Origin of the sequence: Pseudomarimonas arenosa (genome assembly GCF_014841215.1) — a bacterium.
Classification (GTDB): Bacteria; Pseudomonadota; Gammaproteobacteria; order Xanthomonadales; family Xanthomonadaceae; genus Pseudomarimonas; species Pseudomarimonas arenosa.
In genome coordinates this window covers 80,959-104,960 of sequence record NZ_JACYTR010000005.1, presented here as the reverse complement: position 1 = coordinate 104,960, position 24,002 = coordinate 80,959, and the positions used below count along the sequence as shown (strand labels likewise).

Here is a 24,002-nt window from a genome sequence, read left to right as displayed (position 1 = left end):
GCCATCTGCCTGAGCTAAGGAATATTGGGGGGGGTGACTCCGGGCTTAGTAGGTGTCGAATGGTCATCTACTCCGCAGCAACCAGCAGTTAGGTAAATGATGATTCGACTATTGCGCAGTTGCGGAATGGACGTTTCCTTCCAAGCGGATCCCAGTTGCGTCGTATCGAACCGGTCTTCAGGCTTGAGCGCAAAGTCCACGACAACCATGAGTCCTTTCGAAAACTGGCCGGCATCGAAGCTATTGACGATCGGAAAATCCTCAGATAAGTAGGCGCGAAGATTGTGCGCGCGCTGATTGACATAAACCGGCGTTCCTGGCGGCAAACTTGACTCAATGTACTCCGCGGCACCTTTCCAGTTGTCGCGCGGTAAGTACTCAAAGCGATCGATCTGTCCGTAGGATTTATTCGAAGCGACAAAGCCCACAAGAACGGCCATCAGCGGGAGCAACAAGCGAACGGCGGCAAAGCGTCGGAGTTGCGAGACGAGTAGCAACATGCAAACGGTCAGGGGGTAAGCGACGAAGAACGCGGCGCGGACAGTCGTCGTCTTCATGACGAGGCAACCGGCGAGGAACAGCAATGAGGTAGCAAGCAGCATTCGGGCGGCGCGCGTATGCGCTGTGTCCTCTGCGATCATCGCTCCAAGCGCGAGCGCTGAGAACAGAAAGAACAGCAGTTGATCGGATGCTCCAATCAGGAAGTACTGGCTTACGGTTTGCGTTGTTGCATTGATAGTCGCATAGGGCGCGCCCCACTTGGCCGCCCAGCCAATGCTGGTTCTGTAGATATCATCGATGACGGCCGCATGCAGTCCCACCAGCACGATGAAGGCAGCAGCTCCCACCACCACCCAGCGATAATCCCTGGAGAAAACGAAGGCTACACCCAGCGCAGAGAACCCCAGCGCTAGGTAGGTCAAGAGGGAGTAGCTGCCCAGGACAGTGGCAACCCCGACAACCAGTATCGGCGCGAGCGCAGGCCTTTCGTTGTACTTAACAAGGGCGATGCAGGTTGCCGTGGCTGCCAGGCCTGCCAGGCCATAACCTCTGGCTTGTCCAGAGAGCTCGACTAGCGGGATGCTAAGGAAGAGCAAGGCAAGGCCGATTGCGCCTTCCAGGTAAAAGCCGCGGCGAGCAAAGAAAACGCCCAGGAAAGTGGCGCAGGCGGCAACTGATGCAAAGGACCAAAATCTCGCCTGTAACGGGTCAAACGGATCGGTCTTGGGTGTCAGCGCGTTGAGCAGATTAAAGAAAATGTGATTGTTTGAGCCCGATGCATAGGTGGTCACCGTATGCCACGGCCCTTGGCTGCTGAAGAACATCACTGTGGCCAGCTCGTCTTGCCAGAGTGATGCAGTGCTCATCGCTGCGAAGACGACCGCCAGGGTGGCGACTACACACAAGCACACTGTTGCGAAGGAAAGTCGTTCCAGCATGAGCGAAGTGCGATTGAGCCAAGCAAACGCGTCTGCTCTCTTGGCCACACGATCGGCCCAGGCCGCCATCTGCTCTATCGACCGAGCTGCCCACTCGATACCACCCATTGGCAATCCTCACTAGATTCTCGATGGGCAATCCTGAGTCGGCCATTTTCAGGCTCGTCGTCATGCCCTCAACCGGCTATCCTAGCCCGACCTCGGGTTCAAGCGAAAGCGAATGAGCGGCCAATTTTTCCTGTCGATTGTCTTGCCGGTTCAAAGCCAGGAGGCCAGTATCTGCAGGCTGGTCGACGAGGTCGCTTCTGCGGCGGCGAAGATAGCGCGCGACTGGGAAGTGATTGTCGTCGATAACTGTTCCACCGATCAGACGGTTGACTTGCTGAAGACGCATCTCAGCAACGATGCGGTGCCGAATGTGCAGGTATTCGCGCTCGCCGTGGAGACCGATCATGATTCTGCGGCCGTCGTTGGCTTGGAGCGATGTCTTGGCGATTTCGCCTGCATTCTTGATGCGCGCAACGACCATGTGGCTGAGCTGCCCAGTCTGATTGAGCGGGTTCGCGATGGTTTTGATTTGGTGGTGGCCAGGAATCTGCAGCGCCGCAGAGCGAGTGTGCCCTATCGTCTGGCGGGCAAGGTGTTTGATCTTGTCTATCGATTGGCCCATGGGGCTGCATTCGAGACCGATGCAGCGTCCTATCGCGTGCTGAGTCGCCGGGCAATCAACCATGTGCTGCAGGCGCCGCACCCTGCGGTTCAGTTGCGTCATGTCGGCGTGCGTACGGGCTTCAAGAGCGCGCGGCTCGATTACCGTCACGCGCCGCACCTTGAGAGCAAGCGCTTGCTGCGTGACGGCCTGGATCGCGGTGCACGAATGTTGGTGTCGACTTCTCGCGTGCCACTCCGCGTGGCGACGTCGCTTTGCGTTTTTGGCGCAACAGCCAACGTCATTTACTCAATCTACGTATTGGCTGTTGCCTTGCTGAAGGATGACGTTGCGCCGGGATGGGTGACGATTTCCCTGCAGCAGTCTGGAATGTTCTTTTTGATCTCGGTGGTGCTGTTGGTGTTGTCCGAGTACGCATTGAGTCCATCGTCTCGTTCTGCTCCGGATTGGGGCAGTGTCGTTGCCGAAGAGTTCAACAGCCCGAGAATGACCAGAAACGAGCGGGCGAATGTAGAGCAGATCGCCGAGATGGGCGACACGCGCGGATGAGGGCGCGGGAGTGAGCTCCCAGCGGGGCGGCGCGTGGGATGCCGTGGTCGTAGGCGGCGGCTTCTACGGCGCTGTGCTGGCACTGTACTTGAAGGTGCGGCGCCGTTTGCCACGAGTATTGCTGATTGAGCGCGAGGCGAGCCTGTTAAGCAGGGCCTCTTATGGAAATCAGGCTCGCGTCCACAATGGCTATCACTACCCACGCAGCTATACCACCGCGTTCAGAAGCAGAGCGAATCTTCCGCACTTCGTCCGTGACTTTCCGAGTGCAGTGCAGTCTGATTTCACCAAGCTATACGCCATCGCCCGTCACGACACAAAAGTCACGGCAAACCAGTTTGAGCGTTTTTGTCGGGCGATCGGGGCGGCGGCGCGTCCGGCTGAGAAGCGATGGGTTGACCTGTTTGATCGACGCTTGATCGAGGCGGTATTCGAAGTCGAGGAGTTTGCCTTCGATGCCACCAAGCTTGCCGCTCAGTGCGAAGCCGCACTTCGCGCGAATGCCGTTGAAATTGGATACGGCTGCAAGGCGACAGCCGTCGCCCGGCGCGGCGAGGCTGTCGAGCTGACCGTAAAGCAGGGCGCTGAGGCGTCGACAGAGTCGACAAGCTATGTGTTCAATTGCACCTATGCTGGGCTCAATTCTTTTGGCGCCAGCGATACCGAACTGAAGCGCGAGTTCGCCGAGATTGCCCTGGTCAAGCCTCCCGCTGTGCTTCAGCGTGTTGGAATCACCATCATGGACGGCCCGTTCTTTTCGATCATGCCCTTCCCGGCCCGATCGCTGCATAGCTTCACCCACGTGCGTTACACGCCGCACCGAACCCTTCGTGCCGATTCGGCAACGAAGACGACTGGTCAGTCGCACTCACGGTTCGACCGAATGCAGCGCGATGCGCGCCGATTGCTACCGGTCATGGAGCAGTGCGAGCACGTCGAATCGATATTCGAGGTCAAGGCCCTGCTGCCACGCAACGAGGTGGATGACGGTCGTCCTATCCTGCTTGAGCGATCGCTGATCCCGGGTGTCTATTCCATTCTTGGTGGCAAGATCGACAATATCTATGATGTTCTGCACAAGCTTGACGAGGAGCCCTTGCGCGGGGGCGTTTCGGCGAGCGGCACAGAGATGAGGATTGATGAATGGATGCCCTGATCGGCTGCACCGGTTTTGTTGGCTCAACGCTTCAAAGGCAGCGCAGCTTCGCTGCCGGATTTCGATCGACCAATATCGCCAGCATCAGAGGGCAATCCTTTGCCGAGATTGTGTGTGCTGGCGCACCGGCCAAGAAATGGCTGGCGAATCAGGATCCGGATTCGGACTTAGCAAGCATCCAAGGGCTGATGTCCCATCTTGAGCAGGTGAGCTGCGAGCGCTTTGTGCTGATAAGTACGGTCGATGTGTTTCCCGAGCCCGTTGCCGTTGACGAAGAATCACCTATTGATCAATCGCAGCTGCAGCCGTACGGCCGTCATCGGCGCATGCTCGAGCAGTTTGTTGCTGACAGGTTCCCCGATCATCTGATCGTACGGCTACCAGGTCTGGTTGGCCCTGGGTTGCAGAAGAACGCCATCTTCGATCTGCACAACAACAATCAGCTGGAGAAGATTGACGGCAGAGCCCGCTTCCAGTTCTATCCGATGGTGAATCTTCATGCTGATCTGCAACGCGCGCAGGCGCTTGGCTTGTCCTTGCTGCACCTGACCGCAGCGCCGCTGGCGATGGCGGATGTGGCTGAAAGTTGTTTTGGCATCCAGCATCGGGTGGAACTGCCGGTGACGCCCGCAAGCTATGATTTTCGTTCGCGCCATGCCGTGCAGATGGGGGGGGCGGGCGTCTATCAGTACAGCGAACGCGAATCCGTCACGGCGATACGTTGCTACGCTCAGTCAGAGCCGCGGAAGGCCTGAATGCGACTCTCAATCTCGAATATCGCCTGGGATACCGCGCTCGACGAGCAGGTGTTGCAGCTGCTGTCGCGACACCAGATTGATCTGATCGACGTCGCTCCGACCAAGTACTTTGCCGATATCCCGGCCACCACGAACGCTGACATCAAGCGAGTCCGCACCTGGTGGTCTGAGCGCGGAGTGGGTTTTGCGGGCATGCAGTCGTTGCTGTTTGGCACCCGTGGTCTGAATGTCTTTGGCGCCAGCGCAGTGCAGCAGACGATGCTTGAACATCTGCGCCACGTCTGTGCGATTGGGGACGGGCTGGACGCAAGGTGTCTCGTGTTCGGGTCGCCCAGGAATCGAGATTGCAGTGGCCTGAGTGCCGAAGCGGCCCGGCAAGTGGCGCTCGACTTCTTCGCCCGCCTCGGTGACATCGCCGTGCAACACGGTGTGGTGGTCTGCCTGGAGCCAAATCCGGTCGAGTATGGCTGCAATTTCCTCACCTCCACTCGCGAGGCAGGCGAATTCGTTCGTGAGCTGGCGCACCCAGGCATTGGCCTGCAGCTGGATACGGGAGCGGCGACCATGGCGGGCGAGAGCGCGGCCGACATGATTACTCAGTTTGCTCAGGAAATCGCGCATGTGCATTTGAGTGAGCCCAGGCTCGCAGTGCTGGGCTCCGGCGCAACCGATCACGCCGAGTTCGCTACAGCGCTCAGGGCACGCCGGCCAGAGCTTAACTTGACGATTGAGATGCTGGTGCCGGAAGGTAATCAGGTTGAGGCGGCGATCGAGGCAGCGCTATCCGCAGCGATTGCTCACTATCGCTGATCGTTGCAATCGCAAAGCGTATGCATCTAGTCGGGTTCGACAGCGCGGCCCTTGGAGTTGACAGGTGACCAAGACACAACCACAGCCCACCCAGATTCTCACCGAGGAGTCAGTGCCAGAACACTGGCAGGTGCCAGCCTTTGAGGTGCTTCGCTGGCAAAGTCGCGCGCATGAGTACTGCGTCGTGATTCCGGTGATCAACGAAGGAGAGCGCATCGCCGCCTTGCTGCAGCGGATGCACGAATTGCAGATACCCCAGGCCGCCGACATCATTATCGTCGATGGCGGTAGTAGCGACGGCTCGTTGCCTGAAGCATTGTTGGAGCAGACCCAGGTGGCGGGACTGTTGCGCAAGACCGGCCCCGGTCGGCTTAGCGCGCAGCTGCGATGCGCGTACGCTTTTGTGTTGCAGGCCGGCTACCTCGGCGTGGTCACCATTGATGGCAACAACAAGGATGATCCCGCAGCCATCCCCGATTTTCTGCGGGCGCTGAAAGATGGCATTGATTTTGTGCAGGGCTCGCGCTTTATCGCCGGTGGTGTGGGAGAGAACACGCCACGGTCTCGTGAGTTCGCCATTCGCCTGATTCATGCGCCGGCCCTGGCCTTGGCCTCCGGTTTCCCCTGGACCGATACCACGCAGGGTTTTCGCGCCTACAGCGGTCGCTTGTTGCTGGATGATCGAGTGGCCGTGTTCCGCGACATATTCGATACCTACGAACTGCTGGCGTATCTCAGCTATCGGGCGCCCCGTCTGGGCTACCGCTGCAAGGAGCTGCCGACCGTGCGTCGCTACCCTGCCTCGGGCAAGGTGCCGACCAAGATTGCGGGCATGCGTGGGAATCTGTCCTTGCTGTCGGTTCTGGCCAAAGCCTGCGCGGGCGCCTATAACCCGTGAGTTCACTGATTGCATCTGAGCGATTTGAACAGCGGCCCGGGCTCGGCGCATGGCTGAGATCGCCGCTCGCATGGATGTGGGCCGTTTGCGGGCTCATGCTGGCCCTGGTTGCGCGCTATCAGGTTGAGCTGCTCAAGGTGCAGGAGTTTGGTGACGAGTCGGAGACCATTGTCACCGCCAAGATGATGGCTGCTGGCCATCGTCTGTACTCAGAGATATTCAATCACCATGGGCCGCTGACCTTTTTCCCGGGTTGGTTGTTGGAACAGTTCGGAAGCTTCGGCGTGTCGGTGCATCGTTTGCCGCAAGCGGGGCTGCAATGGCTGGTTTTGATCGCGTTGGCCAGCAGTCCGCTGCTGAGCAGGTCTGATTACCGGCCGATCGTGATCGCGCTGGTGGCGGCATTCATGGTGCTCTTCCTGCCCGACATCTTCGGGCAGATGGGCATGTATCAGAACTATGCCGGCTGCCTGTTTGCCATTGCGCTTGCACTCTGGGTGTTGCCGGTTGCCTGCGGTACGTCGGGCTTGCCGCGCTGGCGTGTGGCCGTGGGCTGCCTCGCGCTGGCAGCGCTGCCTTTTCTCGCCTTCACCTACACGCCGGCGGCCGTGCTTCTGTTTGTTGCGGCCTTGCGACGCGAGAACTGGCGAGCGGCGAGTGGATGGTTGGCGTTCGGCATCGCGCTGCAGCTGCTATGGCTTGCGGCGATTGGTTCGCTGTCAGGATTCGTCGCCTTTCACCTGTACATGAATCTGGTGATCCTGCCGAACTACGTCAATGTGGCGATGCCGCAGCCCCTGCTGGCCGCCTATGACGCAGTGCTAGCCGATCGTCGTAGCGTGGTTCTCCTGATAGCCCTGGTTGCGGCGCTGGCCGTAATGGCCTCGCGAGCCAAGTGGGCGCTAGGCTGGCGGGCAATCGCCATCGGCGCAGCGCTGGGCAGTCTGCTGGTGCGCGGCGACAACTTTCATGGCGTGACTTTTTACTACGCCGCCCTGGCCATGCCGCTGCTGTTTGTGCCGGCAGCGAGCAGGCTTGACTGGAAGAATGCGCCAGTGTGGTTGGGGCTAATGACCCTGCTCATCGTCAAGCTGAGCCTGCTGCTGCCGTCCGATCGTGCCAAGCTGGGCCCGTTGATTCCAAAGAACACAGAGTTTGCGCGACTGGTTGCACGGGCCACCGAGCCGGCTGACAGGATCCTGGCCTATTCGTTCGTGCCGTACTACTACATCGACGCCGACCGCCTGCCAGCATCGGGCCATTTCTTCTTCAGCCCGTGGCAAGCCGAGTACAACCGGCAGCCGGTGTTGGGAGTGAGTATTGACGCTTGCGAGGACATCAAGCGCAACCGGCCCAAAGTTGTGTTGGCGGATCGAGGCGACTTCTGGGGCCGCTACCCTTGGCTATCGTTCGCCGGCTGCCTTGATGAAGTGCTGCGCGCCGAATACCGGCAACTCGACAATCCCGCGTTCTTTGTGCGCCGTGATATCGATCTGGATGAAATCGGCCTGACACCGGCCGACACACCGGTGACGCTGGAGCCCAGCAGTCGACTGGCGCCGAATTCGCCGCTCGCGCTTGCCTTCGAGCCGTCGTGGCGGGACGGTCGCCGAGTCTCGAGTATCAAGATTCGCATGGCCACCTATACCGAAAAACTGGACGGTGTCGTCGAGTTGGTGGCGCGCAGCGGGGAGTCGGTTGATCGAATACCGATTCGGCTCGATCATGTGCGCGACAACGAATACTTCAGCGTGGAGCTGCCACACTTTGTGCTGGACGAATCGGCCCAGCTGGTACTTGAGTCCGGGCGCGCGGTCAGTCTGAGTAGCTGGGAGGTCGTTTCGGCAACCCAGCGCCTGAGCTGTGTCGTGCTCAGCTTCGAGGATGGCTCCGAACGCTTGACCCCGGGGTGTCCGCTGCCAAACTGAAGCGGTCTAGGATTGCATAGGTCAATGACAGGCAAGCTGGTGCACAAGGCGCGGGAGAACAGCGTTCGATTGGACGGTCGCGACATCGTGCAGTTCGATCTGACCACGCACACCGATGCTCGCGGCGGTCTTACCGAAGTGTTCCGCAGTTCCTGGTCGGCGTCAGCCCAAATAGCAAAGCTGGATATTGAACGGCTCGGGGCCAATGCTGTGCGTGGGTTGTGGTGCTATGAGCACAGCGCGGTTTGGCTGGCCCTGATGGCCGGGCGAATCACGGTCGGCCTGCATGACGCGCGAGAAGATTCCACGGCTGCTGAACGCTCCACCATGCTAACGCTCGGGCCGGTCGCCGGCCTTTGGTTGCCGCCTGGGGTGGTGTTTGGCTACTGCTGTCTCGAAGACGCTCTGGTGATGACGGGGCTTGCAACGCTGCCCGGCTGCGCGCCCGATTCTGAGCCTCGCCGCTATCGTTGGAACGACCCTGCGCTGGGCCTGAACTGGCCAGAGCTCGAATCGGCGCAGTGCGGGACAGCCAATGCATCGCAATGCCGGGAGGAAGGAGAGTGCTAGGCTTGGCGCCCTTGCCGCGCGGCGTTCAATTGCAGTCACTGGGCTCAGTGTCTGATTCCGCTGATTCCATAGCCCTCGGCCGCTCTCGATTCGAGTTCGCGCAGTTCAACCTGGTGTGCTCAAGGCCGGGTACCCTGCGTGGAATGCATGTCCATGCTTGTCGTGAGGATTCCTTCACGGTTCTGAGCGGCGCTCTATTGATCGCGCTGGCCGATGTGAGGGATGGCCCCGGCTTCGAGCGGGTGTCGCTGTTTGAGCTGGCTGCCTCGACTCCGCAAACGCTGATCATCCCTGCGGGTGTCCTGCACGGTTTCTATTCTCCTGGACCCAGCAAGGTCTTGTATGGACTGAGCAAGGAGTGGGATCCGCGTGATGAATTGGGCTGCATCTGGAACGATCCGAGCCTGAGCATCCCCTGGCCGTGTGCCGCACCCACGCTGTCGGTACGCGATGCGGCGCTGGGCAGCTATGAACAGCTGGTCGGCGAATGGAGATGTCGAATTGCCGAATTGACCGAGGATGCACCGTGACTGCAGATCCACATATAGGTTTGATCGGATGTGGCCGCTGGGGGCGGCATATTCTTCGCGATCTGCTCGCTCTCGGATGTAGGGTGTCGGTGGTGAGTGTTAGCGATGAAAGTCGTCGTTATGCCCGCGAGCACGGTGCGCTGAGTGCAGTGGGCGATCTTGAGGCGCTGACCGATCAGGTCGATGGAATCATCATTGCGGTCAAGACCAGCCTGCATTACGAAATCCTGAAACAGACGCTGCCGCGGAATGTTCCGGTGTTCTGCGAGAAGCCTCTGACTGACAACGCCGACGGCGCTTGGGAGATTGCCGATCTTGCCGCCGATCGCGTGTTTGTCATGGACAAGTGGCGCTATCACCCGGCTATTGAGTTACTGGCTGAGCGTGTTGCCGCGGCAGAGTTTGGGCGGGTTATTTCCATCGATTCGCATCGCCTGCAGTGGGGCAGTAGCCATTCAGATGTGGACGTCGTGTGGACGGTGATGCCGCACGAGCTTTCCATTATTCGCCATGTGCTGGGCCGGATTCCGCCGCTGCGATCGGCGCTGGGCGAGTGGCGAAACGGGGAGTTGTGCGGGATATCGGCCCTTCTTTCCGACAGCGTTGGTGCAACCACTCGGGTGTCGGACAATTACCCCGTCCATCTGCGCGAAGTGAGGGTGGTGTGCGAAGGCGCGGTGCTGCTGCTGGACGACCCGTATGCCGATCACGTGAATCTCTATCGGCTGGATGGCGAACGCCTGCCCAGCAAGCTGCCGCTGGCAGAGAAGCTCGGCGTGTCGACGGAGTTCCCCTTGCTGCGTGAGCTACGCTGGTTCTGCGACTACTTGAAAGGCGGCCCCGCACCGCTTTCCAATGCCAATGAGGCTGCTGCCGTGGTGGCGATGATCGCCGACATGAGAGCTGCGGCCGAGCGCCTGCGTAACAGTGGCAGCAATGAGTGCTGAAGTAACCGTTATCGTACCGACGTACGATCACGCCGACACCCTGCATGAGTCGATTGGCAGCGTACGGCGACAGTCATTCAGCGATCTCGAAATCGTCATCATCGGTGATGGCGTAACCGAAGCGACCAGGCGTGTTGCGCTTGATCTGTGTGCGCAGGACTCGCGTATCGTGTTTCGGGAGTTTCCGAAGTCTGCGCGCACCGGCGAGCCCTATCGCGACCAGGTGATTCGAGAGTCGTCCTCGCCCTACATCCTCTATCAGTCGGACGACGACCTTTGGCTTGAGCATCATGTGACCACCTTGCGCTCGGCGCTACAGCGTGCTGATTTCGTGCACTCGCTGCATGTGGCCGTCGATGTTGACGGCACGCTGACGGCGCTGCTGGGTTCCTTGAAGAGCGACGACATGCGCGCGATGCTGCGCAATCGGCGAGCCAATCTGTTTGGCCTGCCGTTCGCCGCGCACAGGCGAACTGCCTACCTGTCGCTCGAGCAGGGTTGGACGACGACGCCGGTGGGGTGCTGGACTGACCTCTACATGTGGAGCAAATGGATGGCCTTGCCGTCCGAGCGCCTGGCTTCGGTATTGCAGCCAACCGCATTGCACTTCCCCTCACCGTATCGGGGAAACTGGCCAGAGGCGCGGCGCCGTCAGGAACTCTCAGAGTGGGTGCGTAGGCTTGAGCAAGCGGGGCCGGCAATGATCCAAGCGCGGCTTCACTTTCAAGTTGGCCCTTTGCTCAATGCGCTGCGAGATAAACACTTTGATTCACTCGACGCATTGCTAGACCACAGTCGAATTGAGATTGATCGCGGCGCTGACGCCGTCAGCGAATGCGATAGCGGTGAATCGATGATGAGTTCTCGATGCACCATGCTGGAGGCACAGCTCGAAGAGCTTAGCCTTGGCTTTCAGCAGAGCAGTGGAGTTTCGAATTGGCAAGATCTCGCCGCGCGCTGGCGTCTTCGATTCGAGAGCAGGCCAGCCTGTTCCTATGCCACGGCCAGGCTTTGCGCCGCCTTGAATGCAATGGGCCAGTTCGATCAGGCGGTAGATGTTGCAGAGTCAGTGTTGGGTGGGACAGAGATTGTGGCGGGCACTCAGCATGCTGACTTGATGGTCAGCTATTCGCAAGCGCTGGCAGCGCGCGGTAAAGATGAGAGAGCAGCGCAGCTACTGCGTGCCGAGCTTGAGCTGGCGCCAAAGAACGCCGTACTGAGAGGCGGCCTGGCCCGACTGCTGCTGCGCAGCGGGCGCGAGGACGAGGCCATCGAAGTCTATAAGGAGGCTCTGTCTGCCGACCGAAATGTAGGCAGGGCGCCACTGACGGGGTTGGTCAACCTGCTGCTGCAACTTCAGCGGTTTCAACAGGCCGAGGCCTATGCACTCACGTTGGCAGAGCGAAATCCCGATCAGTCTGCTGTTTGGTTGGCGTTGGCGAAGTGCGCAGATGCGCGCCGCGACTTTGTGAGCTGCTTGAGCTTGCTCGACAGAGCTGGATCGTTGGCGCCCAGATTGCCGACGAACTACTACCTCATTCGCGCGAGGGCACTTCAAGAGTTGGGGCGAGTTGATCAAGCAATGACGGTGCTGAGTACCGGTTTACAGTTCCACCCGCGGCACCGCGGATTGCAGGCAGCCCAAGCGCAACTGGCGGCATGAAGTTCACCCAATTGATACTTCGTCACTAGAGCGCATTGCAGACCTGGGAGAGATTCCCAAACTTGGCCAGATGTGCTTCCAGCCTTTGCGAAAGGTCGCCGAAGACAGCTTCGAGAGGTTGCGCAGCTTCCTTGGAGTAGGCCTCGCGCGCCCTCATGGCGCGCTCTGGGTCGATCATTGAAAGCAGCGTCGAGCTCGGCTGTATCGGGTCGCTCGTCCCGATCCACGCTCTGGTTTGACTTAGCACGCGTTTGGACTGCTGGATAAGGTCTTCGAAGCGTACAACCATTGCTCGATCTGGACCGAGCCGTGTCATGAAGTCGAGCGCGAGATCGAGTTGATGCTTCGTCGTGATCGCCATATGCAACTCGGGCGGGTCATCTAGCGCCTGCCCGATATCAAGAAGACAATGCTCGTAGGCGGCGCGAAGCGTTGCTTGTCCAATCTGGTTGTCCCAGCGTGCTGTCATGTGTGTGCGACGCAAGCAGGTCTCCAATGGGTCGCGCAGCAGCTGAATGTATCGCGCGAACGGAAATGCAACAGCAATTTCGTCCAAGATCAGAATGCTCTCGGGCAATTTAAAGCCCCAGTGAATAAGTGACTCGGGCTGCTTTGCAAGCATGGCGGCAGCGCTGGCGCGAAGATCATCGACTGTCTGCTGAAAGCCCTCTTTGCTTCGATACCGGAATTTGCGGAGCACGCCCCGATAGACGCTGTGAACCATCTCCAGGGCATCTCCGGATGCGCCCAATTCGTTGCCGATAAACACGCCACAGTCCTGAGCCAGCGTCGCCAGCAATCGACTGCCGCTTCCGCCTCTGGAGACAAGGACAAGTGGGGGACGGCTCTCGAATTGGAAATCATCGACGCGAGCTTTGTTTGCGCCTTCGGCCGACCATTTTGCCTCAAGGTACGCATCGCTCAGCGCTTTGTCGGCAATGTAGGTCCTCGACTTGCGGCCCTGAATCTTGGGGCTGTCAATCGCGCGGCTGATCGGCTTGCCCTCTGCATCGGCATACTTGTGGACGGTCGGTGCATCCACGACATAGGTCTTAACGCCGGCCGTGCGCGCCTGCCTCGCAAGATCGCGGCCAATGTTGTGGATGCTGGGCAGTCGCCTGTCGAACTGCAACGGTCCAGACTTGCGTACGACCATCAGCTGCTCGTCAATGCGAGCGACTTCATCAAAACATTGTCCTTCTGCAAAGTAGTTCGAATAGCCATGTGGGTCGCTCCAATGCCCTCTAGCGGCACCCGATGATGTCCAGCCGGCCACGCCGAGAAGTCCCCATGTCGGATCCGACGCATTGAGAACTGCAAGCGATCGTTCGAACTGTTCCTGCCAGCCAGGTAGTAGCAAGACGTCCTCGTGCACAATGACGAGCAGCTCGTATTGAGCTCTTCCGACCCCTTGAAGTATTGCTTCCGACAGGGTGTCGAAATGCAGATTGCATCGGTTGTCGACTACTACAACCTCATTGAGGGGGTTCGTGATTGGTGCAGAGCGCATCAAGTTGTGCTCAAACTCGCCCGAGTAACGAACTGCTATGAAGCTCAGCGGAGTTGTCGCAGGTGCTTCCAGTGCCGGAATTCGCGGCAGTTTGCGCCTAGTTTTGCTCGAAACGCATGATTCCATGAGTTAGCTGGACCCGCCGCCCGATGATTGCGCAACATTGAACGATTTGGTCGGCCTCCGCAATCTGGCCGCTTCACCCGACTGAATCGGCGGTGGTGGAACTGCCAGGCAGCTTTGCTCCTCGAAAGTTCAAAAGACTGCCTCACCCCATTTCAGCCTGAGTACTGCGCAGGAAGCCGTGCACGTTCGTAGCGTTGCGACAATAAACAACAACGACTTACTTCGACAGCAAGCTCTCGATCAGGCAACGTGGGCTCTCGGAAGCAACGCAATCTAGCGACGCCTTCTTCGCCCCGAGGGCAAGTGCAGGCCAATCTCGGTTAATTGGCGGCGAGTCCTCACTATTCAAGCAGACTCCAGCGCCTATCGACTCAATGATATCGCCGAGGATTCGGTGGTTTGCATGGCCGGGAATTACCAGGTTGGGTACGCCCCCGCTCAGGCCCAGGTAGCTCGTTCCCGATCCGCCGTGAGACACCAGCAGTCGGCTTGAGAGGAGGGCCTTTTGAAGCGGCGCATAAGCAAATTCTTGATCTGCGAACGGACGAACTGAGTCGCAAAGGGCAGACTCTCCGAGGCAGACGAACTTACATTCACTGAATTGGCGGCGGAGGTAGTGAATGATTGCCTCGGAGGCAGCGTGACTGCCCGTCGAACCGCCGCAAAATACGACGAGCGGGTCCGACTTTGGGAAATCATGCGGCAAGGCCACTTCCGCTGGGGCGGCCTGCGGACCAATGATCGCAAATGTTGGATCATCCTTCGTTAAGCTGCTGGTTATGCAAGGTGGGTCAGCGAGCATTACAAGATCCCTGCGATAGATCTCTCGAGGGTCGTTGATCAATGGTAGGCCCGATTTCTCTCGAATGTTATTTGCGCGGGGGCCGTGCGATGCCCAGTACTTATCTTGCGCCGTTGAAGGCCCAAAGGGATGGGTTAGAAAAATGTTGCTGATGTAGACAGATGGAGCAGAGACTGGTCCGAAGGTGGAAAGCCATCGAGTAGGTTCGATATCGAACAGCACCAGGTCCGGAGCGAGAACGTCTAAACAGCTTGTTAGCTTGGGCCCAAATTCTTCAAAGGGTGTGCGCAATTCCGAAATCGGAATGCATTCCAATGGGAAACGGCCGAGCGTTGCCCTCCGCACATGTTCATACAGATCCGCGCTGAAAAACCTGATTTCCCGAAACAGGCTCGAAAGCTGAGTTGCTATCGAAACCGCTCTAACAGCGTGGCCCATCGCAGGTCCAACTACGAATGCTGCTTTCATCGCGCCGGCCGATAGCCCAAGCGCTCAGCCGTGCCTCCGCATATCTGGTTCACGTCCGATACGCGCTCATCACCGTCCTGCCATTGGCGTCGGCGGGACTCTTCAATGATTGCTCCAATGCCGGTGTGGCGCGGCGCACAGCCGAGAAAACGCGCGACCCGGTCAGCCTGTATCTGCGGCTGTTCGCAGAGATCCTCGTAGCGAACGAGCATGTGCTGTTGATCCGACAGGTCTGCACACTGATCCAGTGCTTGAGATACCTGATACTCCCAGCTGATTGCATTCTTGACGTGATCAGGGTCCGACGCTGGGTGATGTTTGAATCCTAGCTTAGCGTAAGCGCATCTCAGCACGGCCGCTCCAACCGGGTTGTCCAGTCGCGAGGTCTTGTGCGTGCGGCGCATGCACGTGTCGACCGGGTCTCGCACAAGATGAATGAATTTGGCGTTGGGAAATGCGAGGCGCAGTTCCGGTATTACGAGCATGGCCTCTGGCAGCTTCATGCCCCAAGGCGCGCCTTCATTGGGTGCCCTCGCCACTACAACCTCGGCTCGCTTGAGCAAAGTCTCCCTGGCGTAGGAGTTGGAATAAGAGTCCCCGCGCAGCTTCCTAAGCGCCAGCTCGTAAACGATGTCCACCCACTCCATGGAGTCTTCCGCTCCATTGAGTTCGGAGCCCAAATGGACGCCTAGTTCCTGGATCAGCTTGGAGAGTAGCCTGGTACCGCTGCCACCTCGTCCGAGCACTATCACTGGCCCTAGTAGTTTGCTGTCGTTCTCGCGAATTTCGATGCTCGGCATGAGTCCGCGGGAATATCCAAGCTCTTGCATGAGTGGGGCAGCGATGTTCCACACCTGCTCTTCGTCAACGGCCGATAGACTGTGTTTCCAGCGGGCGACTGAGCTGCTGTCCACCGGTCGCTGACGCGCGGTAAAGCCGGGGCCTAAGCCCAGAAACTCGGTTTCGTGATCCCTTGCGTCTTCGGCGACTAGCCCGCAGTATTGCAGAACTTCAGCGCGAATCACTGAGGGCGACGCGACCAGTGCGTGGTAGTCAACACGAATCCCGTTGAGTGGCGGGGCGCAGAACTCTTTGAACAAGCCAGTCTTGACCGCCCACATGTGCGCTCGCCTTACCGGCAACGACAAGCTGGAGTCCTGCGTCAGGGCAAATTGTTGCTCGTGCCGGGCCTGAGTCTTCGCAGAACTTTTGCCAAACCAACGAGTTTGATTCTCCACCATCTTGATGTGCGAGAGGCGCGCCATCGATGCAACCACATCTCGCGCATCCCTCACCGCAAAAACGAACTTGAATTGACTCGCGGACAATTCGCGAAACGTGGCGTACTCGAAAACCGCGTTGGGGGCCTTGAAGACCAGGTGGGTCACCGTAGGCAGCAACACGCCGTCTATGTCGCATCTGTCCTTGTTGCGGTACTGCTTGCAAACCGACTGAACTGTTTCGCGAAGCAGCTGTTCTGAATCAGCGCTCTGCTGCAAGATAGAGTCCAGCAGCGGGTACACATCAGGCTCGTCAACGAGAAAGGCGCTCGGGTGGGCTCCAATCATTTGCCCCAGCAATGTTGTGCCGCTTCGCTGACAGCCGGTCACCACCACCAAGGTGAGTCGGTTGAGCTGAGTCATCCTTTCGCTTTCACCTAAAGTGTCATCCGAGGGTGGCGAATCGCCATGCTGAATGCACCAGCGCGCTACTTCCGCAGCGCGCTGAGTTCAATGGCGTTGCCGTTGAGGGTCGTTATTTGTCGTTCAACTTAGCCTCAAGCTCATTCAGCCTACGATGCAGCTGCTCGATGTAAATATGAGCCTTCTCCAGTTCGTTCAACATGCCGCCGATCTTCGCGGTAATGTTGATCGATCGAGCATTCTCGTCGGTTGGGCCAACTGCTGGCAGGTATCGGTTCTGCCACATCATTGACGCGTGCTCGTCGATGCCCTCAAGCGCGTAGTCCTCGGAGAAAACTCGGTCACAGCCCGCCGCGCAGGTGTTGCCCATCGCCGTGGTCAAGGTGCCAGTGATGGTCAGGTTTCCCGCGTCATCTAGCAGGAACTCTTGCACGCCGGTTCCGTTCACGCTGATCCGAAAATCGTGGTTGTCTGACACATCAAAGAGCCAGTTGTCGCCAGTGGCATCCGCGTTCTCAAGGGTAATTCGTGGCAGCACTGAGCCCGCGCCACGAAGGTGTAGCAGTGAGGCCGGACTGGCCGTCGACAGCCCCACATTCCCCGAAGCCGCCACATACAGCGCATTATTCGGCGCATTCGGAATGATCTTGAACGGCAGCTTCGACCCATTGGTCACATCGCGAATAAAGAAGTTGGTCTCATTACCCGCCACGTCCCAGGTTTGGGCGCTGAAGCCGGAGCTGCCGTCTTGTTCCAGGCGGTAGGTGGGGGTGTTGCCGTCTTTCTGATGCACCTGCACCGCGGGCAGGTTGGTGCCGATGCCGATGCGGCCGCTGTTTTTCACGTAGAGGCTGTTGCTGCGGGCGTTGGCTTCGATGGTGAACGGGATCTTGGCGTTGGTGACGTCGTCGATGGAGAACTTGTTCAAGCCGCCGTTATCTGATTCGTTGGCGGTGAGTTGCCAGTCGACGAAGGGGAAGCTGCCGGAGTTGGAGGTGTCGTCGAACTTGATGCGGGTGTTGTTCTCTTTCAAGCGCAGGGTGTCGAAGCCGAAGTTTTCGCCATTGGCGCAGTCGGTGCCGATGCAGGCGCTGCCGTCGACGATCAGGTCATCGATGATCACCTGATCTTTCATCAACCCGTTGTCCTGATCTGACTTGCCGGCCTGAGCCAGCATTGGTTCCTTGGCTTCGGCGCTGATCAGCTGGCCGTTGGCTACGCGAAACCCGGTGCTGATGGTGTTGCCTTGCGGGCGCGACTTCTCTTGGTCGGCGCTGAGCAGGTTGGCGGCGTCGCCACGCTGGGTTACGCCGAGGATGGGGGTCATCTCGATGCGGTAGTAGCCGTCGGCCAGGGCCTTGCCGGCATCCGGTGCGATCGCCAGGGATTCTCCGGCCAGCAGCTCGGTTTGCGAGATGCGTCCGTCGGGGTAGCCCACCTTCACGGTGTAGGCGGGAGCCTGATCGCCAATCCGCAGCACCGGGCTGCCGCCCTTAACATCGAGTTCCGGGGCCGCTGCGTGCGCAGTCGAGGCCAGTGCGAGTCCAAGGGCCAGCGGAGCGAGGCGCAAGGTGTTGAGCAGGGTCATCAGAGGTCTCCCGTCGAAAGCGATAGGAACAGTACGTCTCGACCCCGCGCAGCGGACGCATCGAACCGTATTTCGTGTTCCTGACCGTTCGATTTTGCGCTTAATCGATGCTGAAGCCAACCTTCGGTGAAGGCGGCGTGATCGGGCCTGGAGCCGAATCCTTTGAGGTCGCAGGCCCGGCCTGAGCAACGCCCGTTTTTGTCCGCGCCCTTGACTTGACGAAGCGGCGAGTGACCACGCTCTGCGTTGCGGGATTTGGCCACTGTCCCGGTCAAACGCCGGCACTGGGCCCTTGCCCGCCCGCGCACCGTTCTCTGGCCACCTCGGCGACGATGGCGGCGCAGCGTGGCATCAAGACAGTCGTGATTTTCGCTCGCCCGCCCAGCGTGTGGACAGGCCCGCCGCCAAGGGTTACTTTGCCCGCACACTGTCGGGCGTCGCGAATCGCTGGCCGGGCCGGCCCGAGCAGCTCGCGCTCGAAGTTCAGGTAGACGATGGCGAGGCGACGAGTGTCGCTGCAGCGCCTTCGTCCAAGGGCAGGCGACCAGGTTGGGGGCGACATGCAGAAGCGCAGGATGAGTGGCGGCGAGTGGGCCGCCTTGATGGTGTTGGCGACCGCGTCGACGCCGGCCCTGGCAGGCGGTGGGATGCCTACCTTCAGCAAGAGCTTCAGCCCCGATACCATCGGGCCGGGGAGCACCACGGTGCTGCAGTTCACCATCGACAATAGCGGCGGCATCGCGTCGGCCAGCGGCCTGGCGTTTGTCGATATTCTGCCGGCCGGCGTCACCATTGCCACACCTGCCTCCTTAACCAACAATTGCGGCGGCACGTTGAGCGCGCCAGCAGGCGGCAGCACCATCGAATTGAGCGATGGCACGCTGGGTCTGGGCGCCAGCTGCACCATTCGCGTGCCGGTCACCAGCGCTGTCGTTGGTACGCACACGAATGTCAGCGGCGATCTCACCTCCAACCTGGGCAACTCCGGGCCGGCCACCGATGATCTGACCGTAGACGCCGGTCGGCCGGGTGTCAGCAAGGCGTTCGCGCCCAGCAGCATCGGGCTGGGGCAAGCGAGTCGGCTCACCTTCACCATCGATAACACGGCCAATGCCGCGCCGGTGAACGTGCTGAATTTCAGCGATCCGCTGCCTGCCGGTATGCGCATCGCATCGCCAGCTGACTTGAGCTTTGACTGCGTCACCGCGCCGGTAACGCCCATCACTGTCTCCGCCACGCCGGGTGCGACCTCATTCACCTATTTCTACAACGGTAGCGCCATGTTTCCGGCGGTGGCGGCGGGGGCCTCGTGCACGATTGGCTTCAATGTCACTACCTCGAGTTTTGGTGCCTTCATCAACCAGTCGAATACGGTGAATGCCACGGTCGGGTTCTCGAACTTCGCGGTCGGCTTTGCCAACGCCTTGCTCGATGTGCCGGCGCAGCCACTGAACCTGTCGAAAACTTTTGATAACGACCCGACTCCGCCCGGCGGCACGGTCAGCCTGACCTATCAGCTGTTCAATTTCGATCGCAACAACGCCGCCAGCAGCCTGGCCTTCAGCGACAACTTCGGCGCAGCGCTCAGCGGCCTGACCTTTGCCACGCTGAACAGCAATAGCTGCGGCGGTACGGTGAATGGTGTCGGCACCACCGCCTTGAGTTTGAGCGGCGCATCGCTGGCGGCGGAAGCGGGGTGCCAGATCAATGTCAGCCTGTCGGTGCCCGCGGGCGCAACAGCGGCGAGCTATCCCAGCACCAGTACTGCAGTGACGGCCAATGTCGGCGGCAGCCCGGTGACTGGCACCCAGGCCAGCGACACCCTGGTGGTGCAGACCATTCCTCTCTTATCCAAGAGTTTCACCGATGACCCGGTCGGCGCCGGTGGCGTGGTCACCCTGGAATACAGTCTGAGCAACCCCTCGGGCACCGAGACGCTGACTAGTGTGGCGTTCTCCGACACCCTGCCGACCATACTGCCGACCTCGCCCAGCGGCGCGCCTGCGGCGAACTTCTGCAGCGGAACGGGCAACGCCGGCTTTCAACCGCTGACCAATCCGGTGGGATTGGATTCGGTTCCTGCGGTGTTCTCGGTAAACAGCATCACCTTGGCTCCGGGCGCCAGCTGCACCTTCTCGCTCACCTTGAATGTGGCCACCGGCGCCGCGGCGGGTAACTACCTCAGCACCACCAGCGATGTCACCGCCACTGCCTCGGGTCCGGTGATTGGCCCGGCTGCCAGCGATACGCTGGCGGTGGTCGAGGCGCCGCGCCTTGGCAAGGAATTCCTCAGCAATCCGGTGTTGGCCGGCGCGACGGTCGACCTGCAGTTCAGTCTCTCCCTCGATGAGCTGTCGCCCGGTGCCGCCACCGCTATCAGTTTCACTGACGACCTGGATGCTGCGCTAACTGGCCTGGTCGCCACCGGCCTGCCGCTGAGCAATGTCTGCGGCGCAGGTTCCACCCTGAGCGGAACCAGCCTGCTGACCCTGGCTGGCGGCAGTCTGATGCCGGGAGAGAGCTGCGACTTCACCGTTACCTTGCAGGTGCCGGCAGGGGCCACGGCAGGCAGCTACCCCAATACCACGTCCAACGTGTCCGCCACCGTGCTGGGTGTGTCCGCCTCCAGCCTCGGGGCAACCGACACCTTGTCGATTCATGGCCTGGCGGCGAGCAAGGAATTCGTCGACGACCCAGCTTTCCGCGACACCGCGGTCACCCTCCGTTACACCCTGGTCAATCAGAGCACGACGGATTCCATCACCATCAGCTCCTTCACCGACCCCTACAGCGCAGCGCTTCCCAGCCTGTCGGCCACATCCCTGCCGGCCAGTGGAACGGTGTGTGGTGGAGGCTCGGTGTTCACCGGCACCACCACCCTGAGTGCGACCAATCTGGTTATCCCCGCGCTCGCTACCTGTACCTTTGATGTCATTCTGCAGGTGCCGGCCGCTGCGCCGACCGGCGTGTATGGCTCGGCCACCGGCACCATCAGTGCCACCCAGAACGGCTCGCCGTTCACCGCCGCGCCGATGGTCGATGACCTGCAGGTCATCGACGCCTTCAACTTCAGCAAGGCATTCACCGACGATCCGGCGCAGGCGGGCGGCAGCGTCAATCTGCGCTATACGCTGGAGAATGCCGATGGCCTGAACGCTGCCAGTGCCTTGGCCTTTACCGACGATCTCGATGCCGCTCTGAGTGGCTTGGTCGCCACCGGTTTGCCGGCTGCTGCTTGCGGCGGCACGGTGTCCGGCACCTCCACCCTCAGTTTCAGCGGCGGCTCACTGGCGGCCGGCGCCAACTGCACCATCGATGTGACCCTGGCGGTACCGGCGGCGTCAGGTGGCAGCTATCCAAGTACCAGCTCGGGCCTCAGCGGCATCGTCAACGGTGTGGCGCAAACGGCGCCAGCGGCCAGCGATGTGCTGCAGGTTCTGCCGGTCACCCTTAGCTTGCAGTTTGTCGACGCGGCCCTGCCGGGTGGTGCAGCGGTACTGCAGGTGCAATTGCAGAACGACGGCGTTGCGGCGCTCAGCAATCTCAGCATGCCCTTGCCGATCTCGACGGCCTTGCCTGGCGTGGTGTTGAACGGGCTGCCGCAGGCAGATGTCTGCGGCGTCGGCTCGACATTGTCCGGCTCGGGAACGGTTCTGCTGCAGTCCGCCAGTCTGGCCGGCGGTGCGTCCTGTAGCTTCAGCGTCAGTATGACCCTGCCTGGTGGCTTCCTCAGCGGCAGTTATCCGTTAAGTTCGCAAGTCAGCCAGTCGGGCTTGCCGGCGAGCGGCGTTGCCAGCGGCACCCTGAGTGTGATTGCGCCAACCCTGAGCAAGGCCTTTGCGCCGATCGCCACCGTGGTCGGCGGTGTCAGCACGGTCACCCTGAGCATCGACAACAGCGCCTTTGCAGTCGCCTTGAGCGGCATCGCGGTGAGCGATGCGCTGCCGCCCGGCCTGCAGGTGGCCAACCCCAGCAATGCCAGCACCACCTGCACCGGTGGCACGCTCACCGCCACGCCGGGGGCCAGCGCATTTAGCTACAGCGGCGGTGCGCTGGCGGCGAACAGCAGCTGTACGGTGTCGGTCGATGTGCAGGCGACCACGCCGGGCAGCAAGGTCAACGTGACCAGCCAGCTGGGCCTCAGCATCGGCAATCGGCCGTCGGCAACCGCCACGCTCGGTGTTTCGCCGACGGCAGGGTTCAGTAAGGCCTTTGCCCCGGCCACCGTGCCGGTCAATGTCGCCTCAACACTGACGTTCACCATCGACAACAGCGCGTCGACCCAGGCCTTGCCGGCACTGGCGTTTACCGACAATCTACCAGCGGGACTGCTGGTGGCCGCTATCCCGAACGCATCGACCACCTGCACCGGTGGCACCCTGACAGCAACGGCCGGGTCCGGTGTGATCAGCTACAGCGGTGGCAGCGTCGCTGCGATGAGCAGCTGCACGGTGCAAGTCGACGTCAGCGCGGCGGCGGCCGGTAGCTATGTCAACACCAGCAGCGTGCTGAGCACCGGCTTTGCCGACGGCCCGACCGCCACCGCCACCCTCAGCGTAGTGCCGGTGCCGGCATTCGTGCAGGCTTTTGCCCCGACCCTGGTCACCCCGGGCAGCCCCTCAACGTTGAGTTTCACTATCGACAACAGCGGTTCGAGTCTGGCGGCCACCGGCCTTGCGTTTACCGACAATCTGCCGGCAGGCTTGCTGGTCGCCAGCCCGGCCAACGCAAGCACCACCTGCACTGGCGGTACGCTCACCGCTGCGGTGGGCTCGGGCGTGATCAGCTACAGCGGCGGCAGCGTGGCGGCATCGTCGAGTTGCACGGTGCAGGTGAATGTATTCGCCGCCGCCACCGGCAGCTACGTCAACAATCCGGGTGTGCTGAGTACTTCGCTGGGCAATGCCACCACGGCTGATGCCACCCTCACGGTGGCCAATGTCGGCATCATTCTCAGCCGGTCCATCACGCCCAATTTGCTGCAGCCCGGCGATAGCACCGACTTTGAGTTCACGCTGCAGAATATTTCCGCCAGTCTCAGTCTCGACAGCATTGCCTTCAGCGATGACGTCGCTGCCGTGTTGCCTGGCCTGGTGATCCAGGGGCTGCCGCAAGCCGATGTCTGCGGCACGGGATCCACCCTGAGCGCCAGCGGCGGTGTGATCAGCCTCAGTGGTGGCCAGTTGCCGGCTTCCGCAACCTGCAGTTTCAGCGTCACCCTGCAGGTGCCGGTCGGCGCCGCGCTGGGTACCTACACCTTCACCACATCGGCGCCGAGTGGCATGTCCAGCGGTTTGCCGGCCAGCGGCACCGCTGCCACAGCGGATCTCGATGTAGTGTCGGTGCCAACCCTGAGCAAGACCATGCCGACCAGCGCAACGGCCGGTGATTTGATCAGCGTCGGCTTCACCATCAGCAACCCTGCCGGCAATCAAGCAGTCACCGGCCTCAACTTCACTGATGATCTGAACGCCTTCCTGGTGGGTGCGGTGGCTGTGGGCCTGCCGCAATCGGATGTCTGCGGCCTTGGCTCAAGCCTCACCGGCACCTCGGTGGTGAGCTTCAGTGGCGGTTCGCTGGCCCCGGGAGCGAGCTGCAGCTTCAGTATCAACGTGCAGATTCCGATCGTTGGTGTGGGCGGCACCTACACCAACACCACCAGCCCACTGCAAGGTTCGTTCGGTGCTACCTCCCTCAGTGGCAACAGCAGCAGTGCCGGCATCACCTTTGGCGTGCTCGGCCCGGAATTCATTCCCACCCTGCAGCCGCTATGGCTGCTGGGGCTGATGCTGAGCTTTGGTTTGTTGGGATGGGCGGTGATGCGGCGCGGCTAACCGGGCAGCGCCTCGGCTGGAAAGTGTGGGCTGCGCATACAAGTTGAGCGCGGGGCGTTGTGCAAGTTGAACGAGGGAATCTCTGGTAAGCCCCTCCCCCCTGGCGGGGGAGG

At 60.5% G+C, this 24,002-nt stretch carries 16 protein-coding genes; 11 read left to right on the top strand and 5 right to left on the bottom strand.

Features of this window, described 5'->3' with window-relative positions; all coding sequences use genetic code 11:
- Positions 1-14 precede the first annotated feature (14 nt).
- Positions 15-1,547, bottom strand: coding sequence for a hypothetical protein (locus IFO71_RS03955; protein WP_192028239.1), 1,533 nt, complete (start codon positions 1,545-1,547; stop codon positions 15-17).
- A 112-nt stretch (positions 1,548-1,659) separates the two neighbouring features.
- On the opposite strand from IFO71_RS03955, the gene IFO71_RS03950 reads away from it, so the two are divergent.
- The 10 genes from IFO71_RS03950 to IFO71_RS03905 all read left to right on the top strand — a co-directional run bounded on the left by IFO71_RS03950 (position 1,660) and on the right by IFO71_RS03905 (position 11,918).
- On the top strand, positions 1,660-2,658 hold the full coding sequence (locus IFO71_RS03950) for a glycosyltransferase (protein WP_192028238.1): 999 nt from the start codon (positions 1,660-1,662) through the stop codon (positions 2,656-2,658).
- Between the two features lie 10 nt (positions 2,659-2,668).
- The gene (locus IFO71_RS03945; RefSeq protein WP_192028237.1) at positions 2,669-3,814 is read left to right on the top strand and encodes an FAD-dependent oxidoreductase; all 1,146 of its coding nucleotides are present in this window, start codon (positions 2,669-2,671) and stop codon (positions 3,812-3,814) included.
- Positions 3,802-4,569 carry an NAD-dependent epimerase/dehydratase family protein gene (locus IFO71_RS03940; protein ID WP_192028236.1) on the top strand — a complete coding sequence of 256 codons (768 nt, stop codon included), beginning with the start codon at positions 3,802-3,804 and terminating at the stop codon, positions 4,567-4,569. Before IFO71_RS03945 ends, IFO71_RS03940 begins: the two co-directional genes overlap by 13 nt.
- Positions 4,570-5,382 carry a sugar phosphate isomerase/epimerase family protein gene (locus IFO71_RS03935; RefSeq protein WP_192028235.1) on the top strand — a complete coding sequence of 271 codons (813 nt, stop codon included), beginning with the start codon at positions 4,570-4,572 and terminating at the stop codon, positions 5,380-5,382.
- 64 nt (positions 5,383-5,446) lie between these two features.
- Positions 5,447-6,280 carry a glycosyltransferase family 2 protein gene (locus tag IFO71_RS03930; protein WP_332309309.1) on the top strand — a complete coding sequence of 278 codons (834 nt, stop codon included), beginning with the start codon at positions 5,447-5,449 and terminating at the stop codon, positions 6,278-6,280.
- A gap of 95 nt (positions 6,281-6,375) precedes the next feature.
- Positions 6,376-8,208 (top strand): hypothetical protein, encoded by a 1,833-nt coding sequence (locus IFO71_RS03925; protein WP_192028234.1) that lies wholly within the window; start codon positions 6,376-6,378, stop codon positions 8,206-8,208.
- 24 nt (positions 8,209-8,232) lie between these two features.
- Positions 8,233-8,778, top strand: a complete 546-nt coding sequence (locus tag IFO71_RS03920) for a dTDP-4-dehydrorhamnose 3,5-epimerase family protein (RefSeq protein WP_192028233.1) — start codon at positions 8,233-8,235, stop codon at positions 8,776-8,778.
- On the top strand, positions 8,754-9,308 hold the full coding sequence (locus tag IFO71_RS03915) for a dTDP-4-dehydrorhamnose 3,5-epimerase family protein (RefSeq protein ID WP_225444362.1): 555 nt from the start codon (positions 8,754-8,756) through the stop codon (positions 9,306-9,308). Before IFO71_RS03920 ends, IFO71_RS03915 begins: the two co-directional genes overlap by 25 nt.
- A complete protein-coding gene (locus IFO71_RS03910) occupies positions 9,266-10,255 on the top strand; it encodes a Gfo/Idh/MocA family protein (protein WP_332309308.1) in 990 nt (329 codons plus the stop codon). Before IFO71_RS03915 ends, IFO71_RS03910 begins: the two co-directional genes overlap by 43 nt.
- Positions 10,245-11,918 (top strand): tetratricopeptide repeat protein, encoded by a 1,674-nt coding sequence (locus IFO71_RS03905; RefSeq protein ID WP_192028230.1) that lies wholly within the window; start codon positions 10,245-10,247, stop codon positions 11,916-11,918. The genes IFO71_RS03910 and IFO71_RS03905 overlap by 11 nt, the downstream gene beginning before the upstream one ends.
- 25 nt (positions 11,919-11,943) lie before the next feature.
- On the opposite strand, the gene IFO71_RS03900 is transcribed toward IFO71_RS03905, so the two are convergent.
- From IFO71_RS03900 to IFO71_RS03885, 4 genes are all read right to left on the bottom strand, one after another.
- A complete protein-coding gene (locus tag IFO71_RS03900; protein WP_225444371.1) occupies positions 11,944-13,428 on the bottom strand; it encodes a sulfotransferase family protein in 1,485 nt (494 codons plus the stop codon).
- Between the two features lie 343 nt (positions 13,429-13,771).
- A complete protein-coding gene (locus IFO71_RS03895) occupies positions 13,772-14,794 on the bottom strand; it encodes a nucleotide disphospho-sugar-binding domain-containing protein (protein ID WP_192028228.1) in 1,023 nt (340 codons plus the stop codon).
- Between the two features lie 26 nt (positions 14,795-14,820).
- On the bottom strand, positions 14,821-16,467 hold the full coding sequence (locus IFO71_RS03890) for a sulfotransferase (RefSeq protein ID WP_192028227.1): 1,647 nt from the start codon (positions 16,465-16,467) through the stop codon (positions 14,821-14,823).
- Positions 16,468-16,579: 112 nt separating this feature from the next.
- Entirely contained in the window at positions 16,580-18,340 is a 1,761-nt protein-coding gene (locus IFO71_RS03885) for a hypothetical protein (protein ID WP_192028226.1), read from the bottom strand.
- Between the two features lie 275 nt (positions 18,341-18,615).
- On the opposite strand from IFO71_RS03885, the gene IFO71_RS03880 reads away from it, so the two are divergent.
- The gene (locus tag IFO71_RS03880; protein WP_192028225.1) at positions 18,616-23,889 is read left to right on the top strand and encodes a beta strand repeat-containing protein; all 5,274 of its coding nucleotides are present in this window, start codon (positions 18,616-18,618) and stop codon (positions 23,887-23,889) included.
- Positions 23,890-24,002: the final 113 nt, after the last annotated feature.

What these genes read in the sequence shown, in the direction of transcription:
- IFO71_RS03900 (WP_225444371.1), bottom strand. Translation starts at nt 13,428, where the DNA reads ATGCGCTCTGCACCAATCACGAACCCCCTCAATGAGGTTGTAGTAGTC.
- IFO71_RS03905 (WP_192028230.1), top strand. Translation starts at nt 10,245, where the DNA reads ATGAGTGCTGAAGTAACCGTTATCGTACCGACGTACGATCACGCCGAC.
- IFO71_RS03940 (WP_192028236.1), top strand. Translation starts at nt 3,802, where the DNA reads ATGGATGCCCTGATCGGCTGCACCGGTTTTGTTGGCTCAACGCTTCAA.
- IFO71_RS03880 (WP_192028225.1), top strand. Translation starts at nt 18,616, where the DNA reads ATGCAGAAGCGCAGGATGAGTGGCGGCGAGTGGGCCGCCTTGATGGTG.
- IFO71_RS03915 (WP_225444362.1), top strand. Translation starts at nt 8,754, where the DNA reads ATGCCGGGAGGAAGGAGAGTGCTAGGCTTGGCGCCCTTGCCGCGCGGC.
- IFO71_RS03925 (WP_192028234.1), top strand. Translation starts at nt 6,376, where the DNA reads ATGCTGGCCCTGGTTGCGCGCTATCAGGTTGAGCTGCTCAAGGTGCAG.
- IFO71_RS03950 (WP_192028238.1), top strand. Translation starts at nt 1,660, where the DNA reads ATGAGCGGCCAATTTTTCCTGTCGATTGTCTTGCCGGTTCAAAGCCAG.
- IFO71_RS03935 (WP_192028235.1), top strand. Translation starts at nt 4,570, where the DNA reads ATGCGACTCTCAATCTCGAATATCGCCTGGGATACCGCGCTCGACGAG.
- IFO71_RS03955 (WP_192028239.1), bottom strand. Translation starts at nt 1,547, where the DNA reads ATGGGTGGTATCGAGTGGGCAGCTCGGTCGATAGAGCAGATGGCGGCC.
- IFO71_RS03890 (WP_192028227.1), bottom strand. Translation starts at nt 16,467, where the DNA reads ATGACTCAGCTCAACCGACTCACCTTGGTGGTGGTGACCGGCTGTCAG.
- IFO71_RS03910 (WP_332309308.1), top strand. Translation starts at nt 9,266, where the DNA reads ATGGAGATGTCGAATTGCCGAATTGACCGAGGATGCACCGTGACTGCA.
- IFO71_RS03920 (WP_192028233.1), top strand. Translation starts at nt 8,233, where the DNA reads ATGACAGGCAAGCTGGTGCACAAGGCGCGGGAGAACAGCGTTCGATTG.
- IFO71_RS03895 (WP_192028228.1), bottom strand. Translation starts at nt 14,794, where the DNA reads ATGGGCCACGCTGTTAGAGCGGTTTCGATAGCAACTCAGCTTTCGAGC.